Genomic DNA, 20,402 nt, shown 5'->3' with positions numbered 1-20,402 from the left:
GACCGCCGGCTGGGTGGTCAACCGGCTGGGCACGGCCAACACCATCCGGGCCGCCGGGCTGCTCGCGGCCGTCGCCGGCGCCGGCATCGCCATCTCCCTGAACGCCGTCTCGATCCCCGGGACCGCCGTCTCGCTGTTCTTCTTCGGGATCGGGATCGGGCTCTGGGACGTCTCGCAGAACATCGAGGGCGCCGACGTCGAACACCAACTGGGCCGCACCATCATGCCGCAGTTCCACGCCGCGTTCAGCGGCGGGGCCTTCGTGGGTGCCCTGATCGGCGCCGGGCTCTCCCAGCTGGGCATCGGCCTGCCCATCCACCTGCTGGTCATCGCCGCCGTCGTGGTCGTCGCGGCGCTGACGGCGCCCCGCTACTTCCTCCCGCACGCGGCGGAAGCGGACGGGGCGCACGACGCTGACGCCGGGGCACCCCGCGCCGGCTCGGCCTGGCGGGAGGGCCGCACGGTGCTGATCGGCGTCGTCGTCCTCGGTGCCACCCTGACTGAGGGCGCCGGCAACGACTGGATCGCCAAGGCGGCCGTCGACGGCCTGGGCGCCCCGCAATCGACGGGGGCGCTGCTGTTTGCCGTCTTCGTCCTCGCCATGACCGCCATGCGCCTGTTCGGCGGCCGGCTGATCGACGGCTACGGCCGGGTGCCGGTGCTGCGCGCCAGCATGGGCGCCGCGGCCGCGGGACTTGCCCTGTTCGTCTTCGCCGGCAACCTCTGGGTGGCGGCCGGGGGCGCGGCACTCTGGGGCGTGGGGGCCGCCCTGGCCTTCCCGATGGGGATGTCCGCCGCGGCGGACGACCCGCGCCGCGCCGCCGTCCGGGTCTCCGTGGTGTCCACGCTGGGCTACGTCGCGTTCCTCGCCGGGCCTCCGCTGCTCGGCTACCTGGGCGACCTGACCGGCATCAGGCTGGCCCTGCTGGCCATCGGGGCGCCCATCCTGCTGGCGCTGCTGCTGGCGGGCGCCGCGAAGCCGCTCCGCGCCGGGTAGGGCACGCCGCCGCCGGGCCGGCAGTAAGGTGGGCAGATGCGAAGCATGCTGGCCAAAACCCCGCGCCACTTTGAGAAGCTGGACCGCCGGCTGGTGCGGAAGGTCTCGCGGCTCCCCCACGGCAGCCACGACGACTTCTTCCGGAACCTCTCCGCCGCCGCCAACCACGGCAAGCTCTGGATCGGGATCGCCGCCGGACTGGCCCTGGTTCCCGGCAAGACCCGCCGGGCCGCCCTGCACGGACTGCTGGCCCAGGGCGTGGCGTCCGCGGTGACGAACGTGGTCTTCAAGTCGCTGCTGCCCCGCCAGCGGCCCCTGCCCGAACACCTGCCGACCTTCCGGTTCGTGAATCCGCAGCCCACCAGCTCCTCCATGCCGTCGGGGCATTCGGCCTCCGCCGTGGCCTTCGCCGTGGGGGTGGGCCTGGTCCGGCCGGCCCTGGGCGCCGCCCTGGCCCCGGTCGCCGCGGGGGTGGCCTATTCGCGGGTGCACACCGGGGCGCACTGGCCCTCGGACGTCTTCTTCGGCTCCGCGATCGGCGCCGGAGCGGCCCTCGTGACCCGGCGCTGGTGGCCGGTCCGGCCGCCGTTTCCCGCCGTCCGACGCACCCCCGTGGAGGCCAACCGGCTGCCCGACGGCGAGGGGCTCGGCATCGCCGTGAACACCTTGGGAGGCTCCTACGCCGACCAGACCGCCGCCGCCCTCCAGCAAGTATTCCCCAAGGCGTATATCAAGGAAATCCAGGCCGGCGAGGACGTCGACGCCGAAATCCAGGCGGTGGCCCGGCGGGAGGGGATCAAGGCCCTCGGCGTCTGGGGCGGGGACGGCACCGTCGGCACCGCCGCGGCCGCCGCCGTCGAATACTCCCTGCCGCTGCTGGTCCTGCCCGGCGGCACCCTGAACCACTTCGCCCGCGACGCCGGCACCCCCACCCTCCAGGCCGCCGTCGACGCCGCGACCCGGGGCGAGGCCGCCCGCGCCGACATCGGCCACGTCGCGGTGGAACGCGGCCTCCCGGACGACCCGGTCCGGCAGCACCTGACCATGCTCAACACCGCCAGCATCGGGCTCTATCCCAACCTGGTCCGGCGCCGCGAACAGCTCCAGCCCGCCCTCGGCAAGCCGCTGGCCGGCGTCGTGGCGATGTTCCGGACCTTCGCCGCCGGAACGCCCAGCACCCTGGTGGTGGACGGGGTGCGGCACAAGCTCTGGATCCTGTACGTGGGCCGCGGCCGCTACTACCCGCGCGATCACGCCCCGCTGGTCCGCCCGGTGCTCGACGACGGCGTCCTGGACCTCCGGATGATCACCGCGGACGAGTCCTTTGCCCGGCTCCGCCTGCTCTGGGCGGTGCTGACCGGGACGGTCGCGACCTCCGGCATCACGCACCTGCGCGAGGCCACCCGGATCCGGGTGGAACCCGCCGGACCCACCATGGTGCTGGCCGTCGACGGGGAGGTCATGCCCGGGGTCCGGGCCGTGGAGTTCTCGGTCCAGGCCGGCGGCCTGGTCTATTACACGCCGCGGGACCAGGACTGACGGGGGTCCCGGCACCCGTGCCGGGACCCTGAGTCGACCCTGAAACATCCCTTAAACCGTTGCCAAACCGGTCCGGTTGGCGGAAGGCATGGGTAGCGTGGGGACCACACAGCCACCGCTACGCAAAGGACCGCTTCCATGATCGAGGCCAGAGGCCTGACGAAGGTCTACGGCGACAAAACCGCCGTCGCCGGAGTTGATTTCACCGTCCAGCCGGGACGGGTCACCGGCTTCCTGGGCCCCAACGGGGCCGGGAAGTCGACCACCATGAGGATGATCATGGGACTGGACCGACCGACGTCGGGCACCGTGACCGTCGACGGCGTCCCGTACGCCCGGCACGCCGCGCCGCTGCGCGACGTCGGCGCCCTGCTCGACGCCAAGGCCGTCCACACCAGCCGGTCCGCCTACAACCACCTGCTCGCCATGGCCGCCACCCACGGCATCCCCAAGCAGCGGGTCCGGGACGTCATCGAGATGACCGGCCTCGGCGAGGTGGCGCGCAAGAAGGTGGGCGGCTTCTCCCTCGGCATGGGCCAGCGGCTCGGCATCGCCGCCGCCCTGCTGGGCGACCCGCGTACCGTCATCCTCGACGAGCCGGTCAACGGCCTCGACCCCGAGGGCGTGGTCTGGGTCCGCAATCTGGTCAAATACCTGGCCTCCGAGGGCCGCACGGTGTTCCTTTCCAGCCACCTGATGAGCGAAATGGCCGTCACCGCGGACCACCTGATCGTCATCGGCCGCGGCCGGATCATTGCCGACGCGCCGATCCAGGACATCATCACGGGCAAGGACCGGGGCAGGGTGCGGGTCCGCACCGACCAGGCCGCCGAACTGACGCGCCTGCTCACCGCCGACGGCGCCACCGTGGACGGCCAGGAGAACGAACTGCTCGAAGTCACCGGCCTGGAGCCGCGCCGGATCGCCCGGACCGCGCTGGAGCACGGCGTCATGATCTACGAACTCACCCCGCTCCGCGCCAGCCTCGAGGAGGCCTACATGGAGCTGACCAAGGACGAGGTCGAATACCACTCGCTGATCACCACGGGCGACACCGCCCCCGCCCAGGCCGGAGGCAACTGAACCATGAGCTCCACCACCATCGACCCCACGCCCTCCCGCCGCGAACCCGGCGACCCGGCCCACGCTGCCGGCGGCAGCGGACGCCCCGCCGGCCTCAGCACCGGACCCGGCCCCAGCTTCCCGCGGGTCCTCAACGCCGAATTCATCAAGTTCCGCTCCCTGCTCTCGACCGTGATCCTGCTGGTCGCCACCGCCGCGGTCATCGTGGGCATCGGCGCCCTCGCGTCCTGGGGCATCGGCCAGGCCCTCCAGTCCTCCGGCGCCGATCCCCAGCGCTCCGCCGCACTGGCCGCCCAGGGTGACATCGCGGCGTCGGCCCCGGGTGCCGGGATCTCCTTCGCCCAGTTGATCCTCGGTTCCCTGGCGGTCCTGATCATCAGCTCGGAGTTCACCACCGGCATGGCGCGCTCCACGTTCACGGCCGTACCGCGCCGCATCCCGGCCTTCGTGGCCAAGCTGATCGTCGTGGCGGTCTCCGCGTTTGTTGTCACCGCGGTGTCGCTGTACATCTCCGGCCTCGTGGCGGTGCCGATCTTCGAGCAGTACGGCCACACCCTGGATGTCTCCAGTGACCACTACTGGCGCACCCTGCTGATCAACAGCGCCTACGTGGCAGCCGTCGCCGCCATCGGCCTGGCGCTGGGGGCCCTGCTGCGCAACTCGGCCGGTGGCATCATGGCCCTGGTGGGATTGTTCTTCGTGCTGCCGATCGCCCTGCAGATCATCCAGGGTGACGTGGTCAAGGAACTGCGCAAGTACACCCCGGACAGCACCCTGACCCCGATGACCGCGTCCCAGCACTTCCCGGACACCCTCGAGGCGTGGCAGGCCGCGCTGGTGCTCGGCGCCTGGGTGGTCATCCCGCTGTTCCTGGCTGGCTTCCTGCTGAAGAAGCGCGACGTCTAAACCTGAGCTACCCGCCGGTGCCCCGCCAGGGGTACCCGCGGGTAGCTCAGATGCGGGGCCAGGCAGAGCCTGAAGCAGTGGTTTCAGGCACATTTCAAAGTTGACTGGGAGGCAACAGGCTTTGACCGCCGGGCCCCCGGGCTGGAACCGCGCCCGAAATCACGCACCGTAATCTGTGGGATTGCACAGGACACCGCCTTCCGCCGCCGGTCTACTGTGAAACGACCTTGTGGTCCGCAGCACACGCCCCCCGGCCCCTGAGCCCGGCGTGCGGCCCGGACCTAGACCACCCACAAAGGACGGCGCTTCATGCAGGCTGACCAGCAACTCTCCAAGTCCCTCAAACCCCGGCACCTCTCGATGATCGCCATCGCCGGCGTCATCGGCGCCGGGCTCTTCGTCGGCTCCGGCGCCGCCATCCAGCAGGCCGGCCCGGGCATCCTGGTCGCCTACCTGGCCGCCGGCCTCGTCGTCATCCTCGTCATGCGGATGCTTGGCGAAATGGCCGCGGCGAACCCGGAAACCGGTTCCTTCTCCACCTACGCTGACAAGGCCCTGGGCCGCTGGGCCGGGTTCAGCATCGGCTGGCTCTACGCATGGTTCTGGATCATCGTCCTCGGCATCGAGGCCACGGCCGGCGCCGCGATCATGCACCGCTGGGTGCCCGGCATCGACCAGTGGGTCTGGGCCCTGGCCCTGATGATCCTGCTGACCCTGACCAACCTCGGCTCGGTGAAGTCCTACGGTGAGTTCGAATTCTGGTTCGCCTCCATCAAGGTCGCCGCGATCGTCCTCTTCCTGCTCTTCGGCGTCGCCGCCATCCTCGGCCTGATCCCCGGCGTCCCCGCCCCGGGCCTGGACAACCTGGTCAACAAGGGCGGCTTCATGCCCAACGGACCGGGCGCCGTCCTGGCCGGCATCCTGGTGGTCGTCTTCTCCTTCTTCGGCGCCGAAATCGCGACGATCGCCGCCGGCGAATCCGAGAACCCCGTCGACGCCGTCAAGAAGGCCGTGAAGTCCACGGTGTGGCGCATCCTGGTCTTCTACATCGGCTCCATCGCCATCGTCGTGACCCTGCTGCCCTGGAACAGCGCCTCCGTGGCCAAGAGCCCGTACGTCGCAGTGATCGAACTCTTCGGCATCCCCGGCGCCGGCACCATCATGGACATCGTGGTGCTCACCTCGGTCCTGTCCTGCCTCAACTCCGGCCTCTACACCGCCAGCCGGATGCTCTTCTCCCTCTCCCGCCGCGGTGACGCCCCCAAGTCCTGGATGCGGATCTCCAAGCGCGGCGTCCCGGCCGGCGCCGTGCTGGCCTCCACCGTGGTCGGCTTCATCACCGTGGGCCTGAACTACATCGCCCCGGACACCGTGTTCCTCTTCCTGGTCAACACCTCCGGCGCGATCGCCCTGTTCGTCTGGCTCGTCATCGCCGTCTCGCAGCTGATCCTGCGCCGCCGGATGGGCGCCGCCGCCAGCGAACTGCAGCTGAAGATGTGGCTCTTCCCGTACCTGACCTGGGCCGCGATCATCAGCATCGTGGCGCTGCTGATCGGGATGGTGATCCTGGACAGCACCCGCGAATCGCTGCTGCTCTCGCTGGCCCTCGCCGCCGTCGTCGTCGGTATTGGGCTCTTCCGCTACCGCGGCCGGGGCCACGCCCCCGCGGGTGACGCCACCGCCCGAAACGCCGCCGAGGTCACCGACGCCGAGCCCGCCGTCACCGGCCCGGCCAAGTAAATCCCGCCGTTCGCCCCCCGCCGCCACGTCTCCGCGTGCCGGCGGGGGAGGAACGGGCTCCGGTTAGACTCGGAGCCATGTCTTCCACCGCAGCAGAGCACATCCAGGACCTCGGCGCGTACGTCAGCGCCTCCCCGTCGAGCTTCCACGCCGTCCACGAGGCCGCCCGCCGCCTGGATGAGGCCGGGTTCACCGCCCTCGACGAACTGCAGCCCTGGCCCACCGCCGCGGATTCCGACGCCGGCACCGGCCGGTTCTACATGCTGCGCGACGGCGCCCTGATCGCCTGGGTAGTCCCGGAAGGGGCTGGCCCCGTCACCGGCTTCAACATCCTCGGCGCCCACACCGACTCGCCGTCCTTCAAGCTCAAGCCCAAGCCCAGCACCGGCAAGTTCGGCTGGCTCCAGGCCGGCGTCGAGGTCTACGGCGGCCCGCTGCTGAACTCCTGGCTGGACCGGGAACTGCAGCTCGCCGGCCGCCTGGTGATGCTCGACGGCACCGAACACCTCACCGCCACCGGACCGCTGCTGCGCTTCCCCCAGCTCGCCATCCACCTGGACCGCGCCGTCAACGACGGTCTCGCCCTGGACAAGCAGCAGCACATGAACCCGGTTTACGGCCTCGGTGACCCGGCAGATTCCGACCTCCTGGCCCTCCTCGCGGACCGGGTCGAAGGCGCCACGGTGGACCCCGCAAAGATCGGCGGCTACGACGTCGTCATCGCCGACACCCAGCCCCCCGCCGTCTTCGGCGCCCGCGGCGAATTCTTCGCCTCCGGCCGCCTCGACAACCTCTCCGCCACGCACGCCGGCCTCACCGCCCTGATCGCCCACGCCGCGGGGCCCGTCCCGGCGGACGGACCGATCGCCGTCCTCGCCGCCTTCGACCACGAGGAGATCGGCTCCGCCTCCCGCTCCGGCGCCTGCGGCCCGGTCCTCGAGGACGTCCTGGTCCGCATCTCCGACGGCCTCGGCGCCACCGCAAGCCAGCGCCGGCAGGCCTTCGCCGCGTCCTTCTGCGTCTCCGCCGACGCCGGCCACGCCGTGCACCCGAACTACCCCGAACGGCACGATCCGGCCAACCGGCCGGTCCTCAACGGCGGACCGCTGCTGAAGATCAACGCCAACCAGCGCTACGCCACCGACGCCACCGGAGCGGCCCTCTGGGCTTGGCTCTGCGCCGAATCCGGCGTCCCGTACCAGGAATTCGTCTCCAACAACGTGATGCCGTGCGGCTCCACGATCGGGCCGCTGACCGCCACCCGCCTGGGCATCCGCACCGTCGACGTCGGCGTCCCGCTGCTCTCGATGCACTCCGCGCGTGAACTTTGCGGCGTCGAGGACCCGCACCGCCTGGCCACGGTTACGGGCGCCTTCTTCCGCACCCCCGCCGGTCAGGCCGGCTAGGAACTGGCGAGGCCGATCACCACGTTGATGGTGGCGGCGAGGATCACGGTGCCGAAGAGGTAGGAGAGCAGGCTGTGCTTGAGGGCCTCGGCCCGGATGGCGTGGTTCTTCAACGCGGTGTCCGAGACCTGGTAGGTCATGCCCAGGCTGGTGGCGAGGTAGGCGAAGTCCGTGTACTGGGGCGGCTCCGGCTGGTTGAAGTCGATGCCGCCCACTGCGGCCCCCGCCCTGGCAGAGGTGCTGAAGTACAGGGCGGCGTAGCGCAGGGTGAAGAGCGTCTGCACGAGCATCCAGGACAGCGCCGTGGAGGCCAGGGCCAGCAGCCCGCCGGCCAGCCGGAATCCGCCGCTGCCGCTGTGCGAATCGATGACGACGGCGGCAACCGCCGCGAGGCTCGCCAGATTGGCGGCGAGGATCATCAGGTCCGTCACCCGGTGCGAGGGGTCCTCCGAGGTGGCATGGGCCCGCGTCCCCGCCGCATCCAGGCGCCCGATCACGATCCACACCCAGGCGACATAGACGAAGGCCGCGACGCTCCAGCCCACCGCCGGAGCCTCAACCCACCGGCCGCCGAGGCCGGCGGCCACGCCGGACACCAGTCCGGCGGCGAGCATGACGATGAAACGGAGCCGGCTGCGGCGGACAGGGAAGCCGGAGGACTGCGGAGCGGTGGCCGGGGTCATGAGCAGATCATGGCACAGGGACCTTGGCCGGAAGTTATCCACACCGCCGCCGGCCCGCTTTCCCGTTGCCCTGCCCGGGATTACGGTGGGTGCAGAGTCGCCGAAAACACCCCGGATGCACTAAGCTATTGAAGTCTGTGCTGCGTCACGCCCCGTTCCGGGTGCGCGGCCGTGCAGTCACCGCAAATGAACCTCCTGTTACGGAAATGCCGTAACCGCTTAGCCCAAAGGAGGTGGGTTCACATATGCGTCCTTACGAATTGATGGTAATCATCGACCCCGAGGTCGAAGAGCGTACCGTTGAGCCGTCGCTTCAGAAGTTCCTGAATGTCATCACCAACGATGGTGGAACCATCGAAAAGGTTGACATCTGGGGCCGTCGTCGACTGGCTTACGAAATCCAGAAGAAGTCCGAAGGTATCTACGCCGTGGTGAACTTCACCGCTGAGCCGGCTACCGCCAAGGAACTTGACCGCCAGCTGAGTCTCAACGAGACCATCATGCGCACCAAGATCATCCGCCCCGAAGAGCAGAAGGTTGTTGCTGAGTAATTCAGCTCCACCCTCAATCTTTAACCCCGTAGGAACGAACAAGGAGGCAGTAGATGGCAGGCGAGACCACTATTACGGTCATCGGTAATCTCACCAATGACCCCGAACTGAGGTTCACCCCGTCAGGTTCGGCAGTAGCGAACTTCACCATCGCTTCTACGCCCCGCACGTTCGACCGCCAGTCCAACGAGTGGAAGGACGGGGAAACCCTGTTCCTCCGCGCTTCGGTCTGGCGTGAAGCAGCCGAAAACGTCGCCGAGTCCCTGACCAAGGGCATGCGCGTGATCGTTTCCGGCCGCTTGAAGAGCCGTTCCTACGAAACCAAGGAAGGCGAGAAGCGCACCGTTATCGAACTGGAAGTCGACGAGATCGGCCCCAGCCTGCGCTACGCCAACGCCAAGGTCAACCGCACCCAGCGCTCCGGCGGGGGTGGCGCCGGAAACGGCGGCCAGGGTGGCTTCGGCGGCGGCAATAGCGGCGGTTTCGGTGGCAACTCTGGTGGAAACCAGGGCGGCAACTCGGGTGGAAACTGGGGCGGCGGCCAGCAGGCTGCGCAGGATGATCCGTGGGCAACGCCCGGGGTCAGCAATGCCGGCGGCTGGGGCAATGGCCCGGATTCCGAACCTCCTTTCTAAACACCATATAAAGGTCCGACGCCGGACCCGCACGGCCGCCTCAGGGCGGCCGCGAGAGAACGGCGGCGGATCACCACCATCCCGTGGATCAATATCCACGGGCTCCATCGAATAGGAGCTCCACGATGGCTAAGGCTGAACTCCGTAAGCCCAAACCAAAGTCCAACCCCTTGAAGGCCGCTGACATCACTGTCATCGACTACAAGGACGTAGCATTGCTGCGCAAGTTCATCTCCGACCGCGGCAAGATCCGCGCCCGTCGCGTCACCGGCGTCACGGTCCAGGAACAGCGCAAGATCGCACAGGCAATCAAGAACGCCCGCGAAGTTGCTCTGCTGCCTTACTCCGGCGCTGGCCGCGGCTAAGGAAGGGATTAACTAACATGGCAAAGCTCATTCTGACCCACGAAGTCACCGGTCTCGGTGCTGCTGGCGACGTTGTCGAGGTCAAGGACGGTTACGCCCGTAACTACCTGCTGCCCCGCAACTTCGCCCTGACCTGGTCCAAGGGTGGCGAGAAGCAGGTTGAGTCCATCAAGGCCGCCCGCGCCGCCCGCGAGCACGCTTCCCTGGAAGACGCTCAGAAGCAGGCTGCGGCTCTGCAGGCCAAGCCGGTCAAGCTCGTCGTCAAGGCCGGCGAAACCGGCCGCCTGTTCGGCACCGTCAAGCAGGGCGACGTCGCCGACGCCGTTGAGGCCGCTGGCCTCGGCCGCATCGACAAGCGCAAGGTTGAACTGCCGGCTCACATCAAGTCGACCGGTTCCTACCAGGCCAACGTCCGTCTCCACGACGACGTTTCCGCTGTGATCGAACTCGACGTCGTTTCAGGGAAGTAGTCATTACGACTGACTGACTGCACGACGGGGAGGCCCCCGCCTCCGGATCCCCTCAGGGAACCGGGAGCGGGGGCCTTCTGCGTTAACTCCCCGCAGAGGACCGGGCCGCACGCCCGGGACCGGCGGCGGTGATAGCCTGCGGCAGGTGACCGATAATCCTGCACCCCGGCTTCGCCCCTTCGCCCAGGTCGACGTTTTCTCCGCCGAACCCTACCGCGGGAATCCGCTGGCAGTGGTGCTCGACGGAGACGGCCTCGACGCCCAGGCCATGCAGAGATTCGCCAACTGGACCAATCTCTCGGAGACCACCTTCCTGCTGCCGCCCACGGATCCCCGTGCCGACTACCGGGTCCGGATCTTCACCGGCAGCGAGGAGTTTCCCTTCGCCGGCCACCCGACCCTGGGGTCTGCCCATGCCTGGCTCGAGGCGGGCGGCATCCCCCGGCGGGACGGGGAGCTGGTGCAGGAATGCGCCGCCGGTCTGGTGCGCGTGAGGCGCGACGGCGGCCGCCTGGCCTTCGCGGCACCACCGCTGACCCGCTCGGGGCCGGTGGCGGAGGCGGACCTGGGCCGCATCGCGGCCGGGTTGCGGTTGACCCGGCACGAACTCCTGGACGCGTCCTGGCTGGTCAACGGGCCGGAATGGATCGGTGTCCTGCTGGAATCCGCGGAGCAGGTGCTCGCCATCAGGCCCGACTATGCCGCGCTGGCCGGGCTGAAGGTCGGTGTGATCGGCCCCCACCCGGACGGATCGGAGCCGGGCTTCGAGGTCCGCACCTTTATCCCCGGAGACGCGGCCGCTGAAGACCCGGTCACGGGAAGTTTCAACGCCGGGGCGGCCCAGTGGCTGATCGGAACCGGCCGGGCGCCCAGCTCCTACCTGGCGGCGCAGGGGACGGTGCTGGGCCGTGCCGGGCGCGTCCACATCGAGGCTGCCGGTGACGATATCTGGGTTGGCGGAAGCTCCGTGAGTTGCATCGAGGGATTCGTCCTCCTCTGAACGGCTCCTCTGAACGATTGGAGGCATGGGAAGCGGAGGGGAATAAAGCGCCACGGCACCGGCTTCTATAGGTAGATGCAAATGCATGTACCTCGATTTTAGGAGCGCACCGTGGAAACCCGCCGCATTACCGTCCTCTCCGCCGGACTCGGCGTCCCCTCCTCCAGCCGCCTGCTGGCCGACCAGCTGGCGGCCGCCGCCAAGGGCAGGCTGGAGCGCGAGGGCTACGCCGTCACTGTCGACGTGGTGGAACTGCGCGACCTGGCCGTGGACATCGCCAACAACTTCGTCACCGGGTACGCCGGCCCGCGGCTGGCGGAAGTGATCGCCGGCGTCGAGGCCTCTGAGGGCCTGATTGCCGTCACCCCGGTCTTCAGCGCCTCCTACAGCGGTCTGTTCAAGTCCTTCATCGACGTGCTGGACCCCAAGTCCCTCGACGGCAAGGCGGTGCTCCTGGGCGCCACCGGCGGCACGGACCGGCACCAGATGGTGCTGGACTACGCCATGCGGCCACTCTTCAGCTACCTCCGGACGCGTACGGCGGCCACCGGCGTCTTCGCCGGCCCCCAGGACTGGGGGACCGCGGGCGACGGCGGCTCGCCCCTCTCGTCACGGATCGAACGGGCCGCGGGGGAGTTCGCGGCCCTGCTTCAGGGTCCGCAGCCGGGCCGCCGGCAGGAACCCGCGGCGTCGCTGCCCTTCGAGCAGCTGCTGGCCGGCATCTCGGGCGGACACTAGGGAGCAGCGGCGCCCGGACCGGGTGTCAGCGCCGGGTGTCAGTCGTCCAGGAGGGCGATGAACTCCCGGGCCTCGTCGAGGGTGATATCCGAGTGGCGGCAGAGCGCCGCCGCGGCGCCCTCGACGTCGCCTTCGGCGGCCTGGCGGCGGATCCGGCCGTAGATCTCGTCGTTGAGCATGGTGCTGCTGACTTCCCGGGTGACCTCGCCCCTGCTGGCGATGGCACGGTAGCGGTAGGGGAAGTGCTGCGGCGCCTCGGAGTCCTCGGTCGGCGCGTCCGCCGGGGCGGCCTCCCGGAACGGCTGGGGATGGGCCGCCAGCGCCGCGACGGCGTCACGTGCGGCGCGCAGGCCCGTCCCGGTCGCCTCCCGGTAGGCCTGGATGGCGGCCACCGCCTGCCCGCGGGCAATGAGGGCGTAGACCCGGCGGTGCTGGTTCTGGTCCAGGCCCTGCGCGGCGGCACGGGCGGCCTCCGAAGAGGACGGGGCGCCGGTGGGGCCCGAATCCACCCCGGCGTTCCGCCGCCGGCCCAGCGCCCGCGCCACGAGAATGACGACGACGGCGGCGAGCACCAGGATGGCAAGGGGGATGAGCAGGGCTTCCATACGTTCTGGACCAATCCTTGGGGGTGCGGGTGCGGGTTTTGATGCGGGTGCGGGCCGGAGGCCGGTCGGGGCCGGACGGGCCGGCGGTTTGTAGACAGTCGCGGACCGTTATCCACAGCATATTCCGCCCGCCGTATGGCGGAACCCGGGATCGCGGGCGGAGCGGCGCGGAATCGGTGATATGCATCACAGAATAGGCATATGTGCGGAGTTTTCCGGCCGGAATGTGCTGCAGTTTCCCCAGCACAGCCGTCGCGGCTGTGGATGAAAGTTTTCCAAAATTCTTTTGCGTCCACAGCCTGAACGCAGTGTTTCCGCAGGTCAGAGGCGATGTATGAGCGAAACAATATTCTTTTCCACAGAACTTCCCACAGGCTGTGCACAAGCAGGGGGCGGTGCTCCACACCTTATCCACAGCCCCGGTGGACAACCGGGTTGGAGCCAGGCCCCCGGGGGGATAGCGTGGCGGGAGACCAGCGGCAGCCGGGCCCCACACCGCCATCCTGTCAGTGCCCGCTGATACACCTGACGCATGGGACGGAAGCCGCCGGCGGCGGCGCCCCACGGCACACAACGAAGGACGGCAGTTTTGTCAGTTACGCATCTGGACTCGATCGAGGGAACCCGGGGAGCAGAGGGCAGCCGCAAGCCGCCTCAGGACATTCCGGCCGAGCAGTCCGTGCTGGGCGGCATGATGCTCTCCAAGGATGCCATCGCCGACGTCGTCGAAATCCTGCGCGGCCAGGACTTCTACCGCCCGGCCCACGAGACCATCTATGAGGCCATCATCGACCTCTACGGCCGGGGCGAGCCCGCCGACGCCGTCACCGTCTCCGATGAACTGACCAAGCGCGGCGAAATCAACCGCATCGGCGGGCCCGCCTACCTGCACGAGCTGATCCAGACCGTTCCCACGGCCGCGAATGCCGGGTACTACGCGGAGATCGTGGCCGAACGCGCCGTGCTCCGCCGCCTGGTGAACGCCGGGACCAAGATCGTCCAGCTCGGCTACGGCCAGGACGGCGAGGTGGAGGACCTGGTCAACCAGGCCCAGGCCGAGGTCTACGCCGTGGCCGAGCGCCGTACCGCCGAGGACTACGTGGTCCTCAAGGACGTCATGGAATCCACGGTGGACGAGATCGAGGCCTCAGGCCACCGCGGCGAGGGCATGGTGGGCGTCCCCACCGGCTTCTACGAGCTCGATGAGCTGACGCACGGCCTGCACCCGGGCCAGATGATCGTCATCGCCGCGCGCCCCGCCGTCGGTAAGTCCACGTTTGCGCTGGACTTTGCCCGCTCGGCCGCGATCAAGAACAACCTCGCCACCGTCATGTTCTCCCTGGAAATGGGCCGGAACGAGATTGCCATGCGCCTGCTCTCCGCGGAAGCCACGATCGGCCTGCAGGACCTGCGCAAGGGCACCATCAAGGACGAACAGTGGTCCAAGATCGCCACCACGATGGGCCGGATGAATGACGCCCCGCTGTTCATCGACGACAGCCCCAACATGTCCCTGATGGAAATCCGCGCCAAGTGCCGCCGCCTGAAGCAGCAGCACGACCTCAAGCTGGTCATCCTCGACTACCTGCAGCTGATGAGCTCGGGCAAGAAGGTCGAATCCCGCCAGCAGGAAGTATCCGAGTTCTCCCGTGCCCTGAAGCTGCTGGCCAAGGAACTCCAGGTCCCGGTGATCGCCCTCTCGCAGCTGAACCGTGGCTCGGAACAGCGCCAGGACAAGCGGCCGATGGTCTCCGACCTGCGTGAATCCGGCTCCATCGAGCAGGACGCCGACATGGTCATCCTGCTGCACCGCGAAGACGTCTACGACAAAGAGTCCCCCCGCGCCGGCGAGGCGGACATCCTGATCGCCAAGCACCGTAACGGTCCCACCAAGGACATCGTGGTCGCCTTCCAGGGCCACTACTCCCGGTTCGCCAACATGGCCGGCGACGCCGGCGGCGGCGGGGGCTTCTAGGCCGGACCCGCCGGCCGGTCGGGGAGCAGGTGGTTGGGCAGCCGGTTCCCGGGGGCCCGGCCGCGGATCTCCAACAGCTCCCGGGCGTGGGCGTGCAGCCGCCGGTCCTCGTCCGAGGCCGGCACCCACTGCCGTACCGGGACCGAGGTGCCCGTCGCGTCCCGGGCCACCATCACGGTCAGGCAGTAGGTGGTCAGGTTCAGTTCGTGGCCCTTGGGGTCCCCGGAGCGGACGTGCACCGCGATGTGCATGCCCTTGGTGCCGGTGTACACCAGCCGCGCCTCGACCTCCACGAGGTGACCGATCAGCAGCGGACGGTAGAACCGCACCCCGCCGGAGAACACGGCCACCGTGTCCATCCCGCAGTACCGGGAGGCGCAGACGTAGGCCGCCTCGTCGATCCACTTCATCACGATGCCGCCGTGCACCTTGCCGCCCCAGTTCACGTCCGTGGGCGCGGCCATGAAGCGGAGCGTGACGCGTTCGGCCGTGCCGGCGTCGGTGTATTCCTGCCGGTTCATGGCCTCGACGATCTCCTCGCGGACCTTGATCCGCGCCAGCGCATGGTCCCGCTCCTCGATCTCCGCCGGGGTGGCGGGCTCGAACTGCGGCACCGGGACGGGTTTGCCGTCCGCGCCCACGGCCACGAAAATCACCAGGCACTGGCTGCGCATGGTGGCGGGGCCGCCCTTCGGATCGCCCGAGGACACCACGGTCCGGATGTGCATGGAGGACCGGCCGGTGTAGACGATCGTGGCCTCCACCTCCACCATGTCCCCGCTGTTGACCGGGTCCGCGAAGTGGATGTTGCCCACGTAGGCGGTCACGCAATAAGACTTCGCCCAGCCGACCGCCGCGGCATAGGCGGCTTTGTCCACCCATTCGAGGACCGTCCCGGCGTCCACGGATCCGCTGTGGCCGACGTCGGTGGGCGCGGCCAGGAAGCGGAGGGTGACGGCATTGTCGGGGGACTCATCCATGCCTGCGAGTGTACTGACGCGGCCGTGGGCGGACACAGGCGATATGACACATTCGCGCGCACCCGCGCCACACGGGACGGCTAGGGTGGAGCCGTGCCCGCGCAACCCACCACCACCACTACCGCCCGGCCCGACCAGCGCCGGGAGATCCTGCGCCTGGCCGTCCCGGCCTTCGGGGCGCTGATCGCCGAGCCGCTGTTCCTGCTCGCCGACTCCGCGATCGTGGGCCACCTCGGCGTCGCGGAACTGGCCGGCGTGGGCCTCGCCTCCGCCGTGCTGCACACCGCCGTCGGGCTCATGGTCTTCCTGGCCTACTCCACCACTCCCGCCGTCGCCCGCGCCGTCGGCCGCGGCGACCTGGGCCGTGCCCTGGCGTCCGGCCGCGATGGCCTCTGGCTGGCGCTGCTCCTTGGCGCAGCCCTGGCCGCCGCCGGCGCCCTCGCCGCCGGGCCGCTGCTGGACCTGATGGGGGCCCGGGGCGAGGTGCGCACCTTCGCCGTGGACTACCTTCGCTGGTCGATGCCCGGCCTGGTCGCCATGCTGCTGATCTTCGCCGGGACCGGGGTGCTCCGGGGGCTGCAGGACACCCGGACGCCGCTCGTGGTGGCCACCGCCGGGTTCGCCGTCAACATCGGCCTCAACGCGTTCCTGGTCTACGGGCTGGGGCTGTCCGTCACCGGGTCGGCGCTCGGCACCAGCATCGCCCAATGGGGCATGGCGCTGGTCTATGTGGTGATGGTGCAGCGTACCGCCCGCCGGCACGGGGTTCCGCTGCGGCCGGACTGGCGCGGCATCCGCGCCCTGACGCAGGTGGGGTCCTGGCTGATGCTGCGCACCCTCAGCCTGCGGGTCGCGATCCTCGCCACCGTGCTCGTGGCCACCGCCCAGGGCGCCGTGAACCTGGCCGCCCACCAGCTCGCGATGACCGTCTTCACCTTCCTCGCCTTCGCCCTCGACGCCCTCGCGATTGCCGCGCAGGCCCTGATCGGGAAGGAGCTGGGCGCCTCACACCCGGCGGCGGCCCGTGAGCTGACCCGGACCATGGTCCGCTGGGGCCTGGGCTTCGGCGTGCTGACGGGGGCGCTGCTGGCGGTGGCGGCTCCGTGGGCGGGCCTGCTGTTCACCGCCGACGACGGCGTGCGCTCCACCCTGGCGCTGGCGCTGTGGGTCCTCGCCGCGGGCCAGCCGCTGGCCGGCTACGTGTTCGTCCTGGACGGCGTGTTGATCGGCGCCGGGGACGCCAGGTACCTGGCGGTGGCCGGCGTCGTCAACCTGCTGGTGTACCTGCCGCTGCTGCTGGTGGTCCGGCTTTCCGGGGTCGCCGGGGGTGAGGGGCTGCTCTGGCTCTGGGCTGCGTTCTCCTTCGGCTACCTCGGCGCCCGGGCCGCGACCCTGGGGCTCCGGGCCCGGACGGACCGCTGGATGCGGCTGGGCGACGCCTGAGGCCCGCCAGCGCCTAAACTGGACGGGTGACTCTCCCCGCCACTCCGAGCCCCTCGACCGCCCCGACCGCCGCCCCGGACCTTTGGAAGCCGGTCCTGCTGCGCGCCGCCGTCGCCTTGGTCTTCGGCGCCGTCACCGTCTTCTGGGCGGCTCCGCCGGTCCCGGCGATGGGCTGGACCGCCGGACTCTACCTGCTGGCCACCGGGGTGGTGCTGCTCTGGGGCGCCCGCCGGACCGGCCTGGCCGCCGGCGGTCCGCACGCGCGTCTCCTGGCCGCCGCCGGTGCGATCCTGGCCGGCACCGGGGCCGCAGTGGCGCTGCTGCCCTCCAACCTGGTCTTCGGCGTCGTCGGCGCCCTGGGCCTGGCGCTGGCCGGCGCGGCCGAGCTGATCCTCGGGATCGCCACCCGCGGCCGGTCGGTGCTGGCCCGGGACTGGATCACCTCCGGCATCATCGGCCTCGGCACGGCCGTGGGGCTGCCGTTCTTCATCGACCTTGGCCCGCACGCCCTCCTCGGTGTGGCCGGCGGCGGCGCCATTATCGGCGGCGTGCTGTGGACGCTGGCCGGGCTGACCCTGCGGCACGATGCGCGGGGCGTTTCCGCCGAGGCCGTAAACTAGACAGGACAGGTTCTACCCGGCGTAGAACATTTGCGCGATCGCGACTGCCACGCCCCACGGCGCTGGCGGCAGGAGGAAAGCACCTTGGCACAGCAGAACCCAGGAGAACGCCGCACGATGCGGACTTCGGTGAAGGGACCGCTGATGTTCTCCGCCTTCTTCGCGGTGCTGGCCTTCTTCGCCGTCCTCATCTTCGCCTCCGGCGGCAGCGCCAAGGCCCCCCGCTTTGACCTGGCCTTCACCGGCGCCGGCATCGCCTTCATCGTCACCCTGGTGATCGCCGCGATGCTCTCCATGAGCTACAAGGAGAACGCCGAGCACCTCGGCAAGGGCTCCGGCGTGAACCTCAGCTCCCGCCGCCCGGCGTCCTCCCCCCAGCAGGCCCCGCAGCAGCAGGAAGAGTCCGACGGCGGCACCCCCGCCCACTAGGTTCGGCTCACTCAGTCCGGCTCCACTAGCCCCGGCCCCAGCTCACTAGCCGGTCCCCTCTCCGGCGGCGCAGGCAGTCCTCAGCCGCCCCCTAGGACGCGGCCTTCCGTGCCCGGTAAGCCGCCACGTGCGCCCGGTTGGCGCAGTTGCCGGTGTCGCAGTACCGCTTGGAGCGATTCCGGCTCAGGTCCAGCACGACGGCGTCGCAGTCGTCCGCGGCGCAGACCAGCATCCGGTCCATTTCCTTGCTGCGGATCACGTCCACCAGCGCCATCGCCGCCTCCGTGCTCATCCGGTCCGCCAAGGGCGCCTCCGGCGCGGTGGCGTGCAGGTGCCAGTCCCAGCCGTCGTGCTTGCTCAGCTGCGGTAGTGCCCGCGCCTCACGCAGCAGCCGGTTCACGGTGTCCACCGCTTCGGACTCCCCGGCCCGCCAGAGGGCGGTGAGTTCGGTTCGCAACCGCAGGACGCTCTCCAGTTCGGCCACGTCGCGGCTCCGGGCGCCGCTGAAGCCCTCAGCGCTGAGGAACCGGTCCAGGGCGGCCGGATCCGGGAGATGTTCCTCCCCGTTCGCCGCGGTATTGATCAGGTTGACGACGGACCGGAGCGCAATCTCCGTGTCAGGGGCAAAAATCATCTTGACTCCTTACGTTCGACGCACGTACTGTCATGACCATAACCCGACTTTACTCCTGACAGGAGGCAGACCCTTGCCTGCCGCTCGCCGCCCCGCCGGCTCTCCCACCAGCACCCCGCACGACGGGTCCATCCCCGGCAGCCCGGGCACCGTCGCCGGCACGCCAGGCACGCCCGCCGCCGGAACCGCCGCCGCCGGCATCCCGGCGCGGACCGGCGTCTCCTCGTTCCTCGCCTCGGGCCTGGGCGTGGCGCTGTTCTCCTCGGCGGTCTTCGGCCTGTCCGGATCCTTCGCCAAGTCCCTGTTGGAGACCGGCTGGAGCCCCGGCGCCGCGGTCACCGCGCGCCTGACCGGCGCCGCCCTGGTCCTCGCCGTCCCCGCGGCCCTCGCGCTGCGCGGACGCTGGCACCAGCTCCGGGACAACTGGCTCACCGTGGTGCTGTTCGGCGTGATCGGCGTGGCGGCTTGCCAGCTCTTCTACTTCAACGCCGTCGCCCGGCTCTCGGTCGGCGTCGCCCTCCTGCTCGAATACCTTGCCCCGGTGATGATCGTGCTCTGGCTCTGGGTGGCCAGTCGACGCCGGCCCCGGCCGCTGACCATCGGCGGGACGCTGCTCTCGCTGGCGGGGCTGGTGCTGGTCCTGGACCTCACGGGGGCGGTGCGGATCGACCTGGTCGGCGTGCTCTGGGGCGTGGCGGCCGCCGTCTGCCTGGCCATCTACTTCTTCATCACCGCCAAGGAAAACGACACCCTGCCGCCGATCGTCCTGGCCTCCGGCGGCCTGCTGACCGGCGCCGCCGTGATGTGGCTGGCCGCGGCGACGGGTCTGCTGCCCATGGCCGCCTCCACCGCGGACACCCGCCTGGGTCCCTGGGTGACGCCGTGGTGGGTCTCCCTCGGCGGCTTGGTCCTGCTGGCCACCGTGCTGGCCTACGTCTCCGGGATCGTGGCCGCCCGGGCCCTGGGCTCCAAGGTGGCGTCCTTCATCTCGCTGACCGAGGTGCTGTTCGCGGTGCTCTGGGCCTGGCTGCTGCTGGGCGAGCTTCCCGGGCCGGTGCAGCTGCTGGGCGGCGTGCTGATCGTGGGCGGGGTGCTGCTGGTCCGGCTGGACGAGTTGCGGACGGCCGCCGCGGTTTCGGCGCCGCTGGACCACGCGAACGACGTCGAACCCGTCCCCTAGGCAGGCCGGGCGGGGTCACAAAAGGCGGATTAACAGCAGCAGGTCCGGACGCGGTGCGTCCGGACCTGCTGCGCAGTGGGCGGGTTGTTTCCGTGGCCGCGTTTAGCGGGCGGAGGCGCTCTGCTGCTCGGTGGCGTTGCGGACCGCCTGCTGGCCGGCCTGCTGCAGCGCCTGGGACACCCGGGTCAGGGCCGCGACGTGCTCGCCGTTCCACTCGCTGCGGAACTTCTCCGCGTCCGGACCCATCCACTGCGTGCCGGCCAGGACCTTGGTCAGCATCGACTTCTGGTTATCGATTTCCTGCGACCCGGCCTGCAGCTTGGAACCGAGCGCCTTCAGCTGATCAACATCTGCACCCCAAATAGCCATGCGAAAAATCTCCTTAGATCGTCGGACCCGAACCTCTCGGCGTCCCCAGCGGCC

Annotated in this window: 22 protein-coding genes; 17 read left to right on the top strand and 5 right to left on the bottom strand. The window is 69.8% G+C overall.

What is annotated here, in order from left to right; all coding sequences use genetic code 11:
- From AB0305_RS18805 to AB0305_RS18780, 6 genes are all read left to right on the top strand, one after another.
- A partial coding sequence (locus AB0305_RS18805) for an MFS transporter (RefSeq protein WP_366173647.1) occupies positions 1-997 on the top strand: 997 nt, incomplete at its 5' end.
- Positions 998-1,033: 36 nt separating this feature from the next.
- Positions 1,034-2,536: a phosphatase PAP2 family protein gene (locus AB0305_RS18800; RefSeq protein WP_364138131.1), complete on the top strand. Its 1,503-nt coding sequence runs from the start codon at positions 1,034-1,036 to the stop codon at positions 2,534-2,536.
- 138 nt (positions 2,537-2,674) lie between these two features.
- Entirely contained in the window at positions 2,675-3,619 is a 945-nt protein-coding gene (locus AB0305_RS18795; RefSeq protein WP_364138134.1) for an ATP-binding cassette domain-containing protein, read from the top strand.
- 3 nt (positions 3,620-3,622) lie between these two features.
- Positions 3,623-4,525 carry an ABC transporter permease subunit gene (locus tag AB0305_RS18790; RefSeq protein WP_364138136.1) on the top strand — a complete coding sequence of 301 codons (903 nt, stop codon included), beginning with the start codon at positions 3,623-3,625 and terminating at the stop codon, positions 4,523-4,525.
- A gap of 309 nt (positions 4,526-4,834) precedes the next feature.
- Positions 4,835-6,265 carry an amino acid permease gene (locus AB0305_RS18785; RefSeq protein WP_290257140.1) on the top strand — a complete coding sequence of 477 codons (1,431 nt, stop codon included), beginning with the start codon at positions 4,835-4,837 and terminating at the stop codon, positions 6,263-6,265.
- Positions 6,266-6,342: 77 nt separating this feature from the next.
- The gene (locus AB0305_RS18780; protein WP_364138139.1) at positions 6,343-7,671 is read left to right on the top strand and encodes a M18 family aminopeptidase; all 1,329 of its coding nucleotides are present in this window, start codon (positions 6,343-6,345) and stop codon (positions 7,669-7,671) included.
- On the opposite strand, the gene AB0305_RS18775 is transcribed toward AB0305_RS18780, so the two are convergent.
- Positions 7,668-8,354 carry a DUF1345 domain-containing protein gene (locus AB0305_RS18775; protein WP_364138142.1) on the bottom strand — a complete coding sequence of 229 codons (687 nt, stop codon included), beginning with the start codon at positions 8,352-8,354 and terminating at the stop codon, positions 7,668-7,670. The genes AB0305_RS18780 and AB0305_RS18775 overlap by 4 nt on opposite strands.
- A gap of 245 nt (positions 8,355-8,599) precedes the next feature.
- Between AB0305_RS18775 and rpsF the strand changes: the two genes are divergently transcribed.
- The 6 genes from rpsF to AB0305_RS18745 all read left to right on the top strand — a co-directional run bounded on the left by rpsF (position 8,600) and on the right by AB0305_RS18745 (position 12,113).
- A complete protein-coding gene (rpsF, locus tag AB0305_RS18770) occupies positions 8,600-8,905 on the top strand; it encodes a 30S ribosomal protein S6 (RefSeq protein WP_290257143.1) in 306 nt (101 codons plus the stop codon).
- A 53-nt stretch (positions 8,906-8,958) separates the two neighbouring features.
- Positions 8,959-9,540 carry a single-stranded DNA-binding protein gene (locus AB0305_RS18765; RefSeq protein WP_290257144.1) on the top strand — a complete coding sequence of 194 codons (582 nt, stop codon included), beginning with the start codon at positions 8,959-8,961 and terminating at the stop codon, positions 9,538-9,540.
- Between the two features lie 125 nt (positions 9,541-9,665).
- Positions 9,666-9,905: a 30S ribosomal protein S18 gene (rpsR, locus tag AB0305_RS18760; RefSeq protein WP_003800144.1), complete on the top strand. Its 240-nt coding sequence runs from the start codon at positions 9,666-9,668 to the stop codon at positions 9,903-9,905.
- Between the two features lie 17 nt (positions 9,906-9,922).
- Positions 9,923-10,375 (top strand): 50S ribosomal protein L9, encoded by a 453-nt coding sequence (gene rplI / locus AB0305_RS18755; protein ID WP_290257149.1) that lies wholly within the window; start codon positions 9,923-9,925, stop codon positions 10,373-10,375.
- Between the two features lie 145 nt (positions 10,376-10,520).
- The gene (locus AB0305_RS18750) at positions 10,521-11,375 is read left to right on the top strand and encodes a PhzF family phenazine biosynthesis protein (protein WP_290257150.1); all 855 of its coding nucleotides are present in this window, start codon (positions 10,521-10,523) and stop codon (positions 11,373-11,375) included.
- Between the two features lie 111 nt (positions 11,376-11,486).
- The gene (locus AB0305_RS18745; protein WP_364138146.1) at positions 11,487-12,113 is read left to right on the top strand and encodes an FMN reductase; all 627 of its coding nucleotides are present in this window, start codon (positions 11,487-11,489) and stop codon (positions 12,111-12,113) included.
- A 38-nt stretch (positions 12,114-12,151) separates the two neighbouring features.
- Here the strand turns inward: AB0305_RS18745 and AB0305_RS18740 are convergent, their stop codons facing one another.
- The gene (locus AB0305_RS18740) at positions 12,152-12,718 is read right to left on the bottom strand and encodes a hypothetical protein (protein ID WP_364138149.1); all 567 of its coding nucleotides are present in this window, start codon (positions 12,716-12,718) and stop codon (positions 12,152-12,154) included.
- Between the two features lie 589 nt (positions 12,719-13,307).
- On the opposite strand from AB0305_RS18740, the gene dnaB reads away from it, so the two are divergent.
- Complete coding sequence (gene dnaB / locus AB0305_RS18735) at positions 13,308-14,693, top strand: replicative DNA helicase (RefSeq protein ID WP_290257154.1); 1,386 nt, start codon at positions 13,308-13,310, stop codon at positions 14,691-14,693.
- Here the strand turns inward: dnaB and AB0305_RS18730 are convergent.
- Positions 14,690-15,673 carry an acyl-CoA thioesterase gene (locus tag AB0305_RS18730; RefSeq protein WP_290257155.1) on the bottom strand — a complete coding sequence of 328 codons (984 nt, stop codon included), beginning with the start codon at positions 15,671-15,673 and terminating at the stop codon, positions 14,690-14,692. The genes dnaB and AB0305_RS18730 overlap by 4 nt on opposite strands.
- Before the next feature lie 93 nt (positions 15,674-15,766).
- Here AB0305_RS18730 and AB0305_RS18725 point away from each other — a divergent pair, with 93 nt between their 5' ends.
- From AB0305_RS18725 to AB0305_RS18715, 3 genes are all read left to right on the top strand, one after another.
- Positions 15,767-17,116: an MATE family efflux transporter gene (locus tag AB0305_RS18725; RefSeq protein ID WP_364138153.1), complete on the top strand. Its 1,350-nt coding sequence runs from the start codon at positions 15,767-15,769 to the stop codon at positions 17,114-17,116.
- Between the two features lie 26 nt (positions 17,117-17,142).
- Entirely contained in the window at positions 17,143-17,736 is a 594-nt protein-coding gene (locus tag AB0305_RS18720; RefSeq protein ID WP_364138156.1) for a hypothetical protein, read from the top strand.
- An 84-nt stretch (positions 17,737-17,820) separates the two neighbouring features.
- On the top strand, positions 17,821-18,165 hold the full coding sequence (locus AB0305_RS18715) for a hypothetical protein (RefSeq protein ID WP_364138159.1): 345 nt from the start codon (positions 17,821-17,823) through the stop codon (positions 18,163-18,165).
- 91 nt (positions 18,166-18,256) lie between these two features.
- Here the strand turns inward: AB0305_RS18715 and AB0305_RS18710 are convergent, their stop codons facing one another.
- The gene (locus AB0305_RS18710) at positions 18,257-18,799 is read right to left on the bottom strand and encodes a CGNR zinc finger domain-containing protein (RefSeq protein WP_364138161.1); all 543 of its coding nucleotides are present in this window, start codon (positions 18,797-18,799) and stop codon (positions 18,257-18,259) included.
- Between the two features lie 199 nt (positions 18,800-18,998).
- Between AB0305_RS18710 and AB0305_RS18705 the strand changes: the two genes are divergently transcribed.
- Positions 18,999-19,979: an EamA family transporter gene (locus tag AB0305_RS18705; RefSeq protein ID WP_364138455.1), complete on the top strand. Its 981-nt coding sequence runs from the start codon at positions 18,999-19,001 to the stop codon at positions 19,977-19,979.
- A gap of 102 nt (positions 19,980-20,081) precedes the next feature.
- Here the strand turns inward: AB0305_RS18705 and AB0305_RS18700 are convergent, their stop codons facing one another.
- Positions 20,082-20,348, bottom strand: coding sequence for a hypothetical protein (locus tag AB0305_RS18700; protein ID WP_290257160.1), 267 nt, complete (start codon positions 20,346-20,348; stop codon positions 20,082-20,084).
- Positions 20,349-20,402 lie beyond the last annotated feature (54 nt).

The sequence above is a fragment of the Arthrobacter sp. NPDC080086 genome (assembly GCF_040702285.1).
This window is presented reverse-complemented; position numbering and strand designations above follow the sequence as displayed.